The 3316-nt window shown below is 57.0% G+C and carries 3 protein-coding genes and 1 pseudogene; all 4 read left to right on the top strand.

Annotated features, from left to right (window positions below; translation table 11 throughout):
• A partial coding sequence (locus tag Q7V20_RS22915) for a 3'-5' exonuclease (RefSeq protein WP_304796256.1) occupies positions 1-746 on the top strand: 746 nt, incomplete at its 5' end.
• 304 nt (positions 747-1050) lie between these two features.
• On the top strand, positions 1051-2769 hold the full coding sequence (locus tag Q7V20_RS22910; RefSeq protein ID WP_304796255.1) for a transposase: 1719 nt from the start codon (positions 1051-1053) through the stop codon (positions 2767-2769).
• Entirely contained in the window at positions 2766-3101 is a 336-nt protein-coding gene (locus Q7V20_RS22905) for a hypothetical protein (protein WP_304796253.1), read from the top strand. The genes Q7V20_RS22910 and Q7V20_RS22905 overlap by 4 nt, the downstream gene beginning before the upstream one ends.
• 3 nt (positions 3102-3104) lie before the next feature.
• A pseudogene (locus tag Q7V20_RS22900) lies at positions 3105-3316 on the top strand (hypothetical protein); the annotation flags it as partial.

Below are 3316 nucleotides of genomic sequence, written 5' to 3'. Positions count from 1 at the left end.
CCAACGTCGAGTTTATCCGTAAGTTTCAGGAGGATTACCCGGCGAAGGTGGTGTATCTCTCTCCGGGCCGGGCGTGGGAAGACTGCGCGATCCTGGCGCGGAGCCGGAAGGATTTGGCACCTGTGCGCTCGGTGCTGGAACAAGCCGGGCTGCCTGTGAAAACACTTCTTGAAAGTAGCTTGCCGTTGCACCGTGTGCGTAAATTCTCGGCCTTCATAGAACTGCTTGCTGAACGAAAAGGCGAAAACCGCAAGGTCTCCGAACTGTCGAGCATGGCTGACGACCTCGGCTCCAAAAACAAGGGGAGCCCCTGGTGGCGAATGCTGGAGGGTTTTCTCAAAGCCCTGGTCGATGAAACCGCAGACGCCACATTGCCGGTCGGGTGGGCGATCGACTCGCTCTACGACTACATCGCCGAACAGCGGCGCGAAAAATTTTTAGGAAGCGGTTTTTTTCTCGGCACCATCCATTCCACCAAGGGGATGGAATTTTCGCACGTGGTCATTCTGGACGGTGACTGGGGGGCGCCAAGCGATGACAACCGAAGAGAAGAGGAACGCCGCACGTTGTACGTTGGGATGACGAGGGCCAGGGAAACCCTTGCGTTGATGAGGTCAGAGGAGAAGCCAAACCCCTTTTTAAGGGAGCTGAAAAGTGAATGTTTCCTGTCTCGAAGAGGCTCGGCACCCAACAACAATTCGAGTGAAAGTGTATTCAACAGCGATTTTCGCGCGGTGCGATTTTGATCGTTACGACCGTCATTAGATCACTTCGATAACCCAAAATATCATGATTCCAATAGGTTCACGGCTGACCGCATTCACAGACCTTATATAAAATGACGGTCAAATGGCGCCAATCAGGTTGCTTAAACCCTTGCCACAAGCTTTTGCCTGCAACAGCAGCCTAACCCTGTTGCCCGTTAGAGTCAATGAAATAGGGAATCTACAAGGTTTTGAGCGCCAGGAAAACTTTTTATCGTGTGCACCCCGGTTACATTTAAAAAATTTAAGTATTGACATTATAACCGCCAATGTGTATAAGCTCTCCATGCGCGATGAGAGCTTCTTCCTTAGGCCCGTCCATGAATGGCAGCGCCGCTATGAAGCGCTGCGAGCCTCCTTTGTCGAACGATTGCCCGCCCGGATCATCGCGGAGCGATTTGGCTATTCCCTGGCCTATGTGCACCTGCTCCGGCATCTGTTCACCCACCAAAAGATCGACTTCTCCGAACCCGTCCCCGAGGGCAAGACCCATCGCCGTAGGCTCGACTCGGCCCTCAAGGCCAAGATCTGTAACTGGCGCGAACAGCGGCTGTCGGCCGGAGAGATCACCGCCCTCTTGTCCGAAGAGGGGGTTGAGATCTCGGTGCGCACCATCGAGCGAGTTCTGGCCGAAGAGGGCTTCCCCAGACTGCCCCGGCGCAGCCGCTTGAAGCTGGGGCTGACGGTCAAGGGCGCCCAGGTGCCGGCCGTAGCCGAGAAACTGCAGCTTGCCGAGATGCCCACGAGCTCCTGGGAGTCGGAGGCCGCCGGCGTGTTGTTGTTTGCCCCTTTCATCGACCAGCTCAACCTGCCGAAGGTCGTGGAGGAGGCCGGCTTGCCCGGCACCAAAACCATCCCCGCTCTGAGCTACTTTTTGTCCTTTCTCGCCCTCAAGCTGATCGGTACCGAGCGCTACGCGCATCTCACCGACCATGCCTTCGATCTAGGCCTGGGGCTTTTTGCCGGCCTCAATGTGCTGCCAAAGTGCACGGCGATGTCCACCTACTCCTACGGCCTGGACGCGCTGCATCTGCAGCGCGTCCAGCAAAGCTTCGTCAAGCAGGCCGCTCGGCTGAGGCTCTATGAGGCCGATCTGATCAATCTGGACTTCCACACCATCCCCCACTACGGGGAGCAATCGGTGCTGGAGAACCATTGGGCAGGCGCCCGGAACAAGGCCATGAAGGGAGCGCTGACGCTTTTTGCCCAGGACGCCGCTTCCAAGCTTATCCTCTACACTGCGGCCGACATCCAGCGCGATGAGGCCAGCGAGCAGGTTCTGACCTTTCTCTCCTTCTGGAAAAAGCAGCAGCGGGGACTCAAACCCACCTTCGTCTTTGACTCCAAGTTCACCCGCTATGCCAATCTCTCGGAGCTCAACCGTGCCGGAGTCCACTTCATTACCCTACGGCGCCGGGGAAAATCCATGATCGAGGGCCTTGAGGCGCTCTCCCCCTGGCAGCGCATCCACATCCCGCACGGCAAGCGAAAATACCCCAACCCGATCATCCATGAGTCGACCATCACGCTGCCCGACTACCAGGGGGAGCTGCGGCAGGTGATCCTGCGCGGCAACGGCCGTGAGAAGCCCGCCTTTCTCATCTCCAATGACTTCGCCGCCCCCACCGAACTGCTCGTGGGCAACTATGCCCGCCGTTGGCGAGTGGAGAATGTGATCGCCGAGGCCGTTAAGTTCTTCAACCTGAATGCGCTATCTTCCCCCATCCTGGTGAAGGTGCACTTTGATGTAGTCATGACCATGATCGCCGATACGCTCTACAGCCTTTTGGCCAGGAAGCTGCGAGGCTTTGAGGCCTGTGATGCTGCCAAGATCTACCGGCTCTTCGTCAAGGGCAAGGCCCGGGTAAGTTTGCGCCGCCGGAAGCTTACCGTCACCTTCCCGCGCAGGGCGCACAATCCCATCCTGCGCAGCGTGGCCTGGCACCAATTGCCCCAATCCCTTTCGTGGCTGAACGGAGCCGAGTTGGAACTTCGGTTTAAATGAGACCGGCACTCTCAAAACCTTATATCAATGTGACGGTTAAACCGGCGCGAAAATCGCTGTTTAAAGAATTCATCGCAACCTTCGGCAAAAGCCCTTATGGCCGCACCAAACGCCAGGATCAGGGCGAAACCGGCCGTTTCCGCTGCTTTACCCGCGATCAGATCAAAAAGCGCAACGACTCCCTGGATATCAGTTGGCTGCAAGACGACAGCGTCCGCAACGGCGACAGCCTGGCCGAACCGTCCGATATCGCCGATGAGATCCTGGCCCAACTCAGCCTGGCCACCCAGGAGATGCAGGAGTTGGCGCGCTTGCTGGCGGAGAGCGACTGAACCATGGCCTCCAAAACACCCATGACATCCGTTTATGCCGACTTTTCTGCTGCTAATTTGTGGCGGGTGCGCAATTTTTTCAAAACCTATGTCACGGATAAAAAACTCGCGCCAATGGTGCAAGAAATCGGCTGGAGCCACAACGAAAACCCCTCCATCGGCATGATCCTATGCCGCGCCATAAAACGCACCACCGTGGAGTACGCCCTTAAGGA

This window comes from Aquabacterium sp. (assembly GCF_030652515.1).
Lineage (GTDB): Bacteria > Pseudomonadota > Gammaproteobacteria > Burkholderiales > Burkholderiaceae_C > Aquabacterium.
The sequence above is the reverse complement of the archived record's forward strand: the minus strand, read 5'-3'. Positions and strand labels throughout refer to the sequence as shown.

What these genes read in the sequence shown, in the direction of transcription:
- Q7V20_RS22910 (WP_304796255.1), top strand. Translation starts at nt 1,051, where the DNA reads ATGCGCGATGAGAGCTTCTTCCTTAGGCCCGTCCATGAATGGCAGCGC.
- Q7V20_RS22905 (WP_304796253.1), top strand. Translation starts at nt 2,766, where the DNA reads ATGAGACCGGCACTCTCAAAACCTTATATCAATGTGACGGTTAAACCG.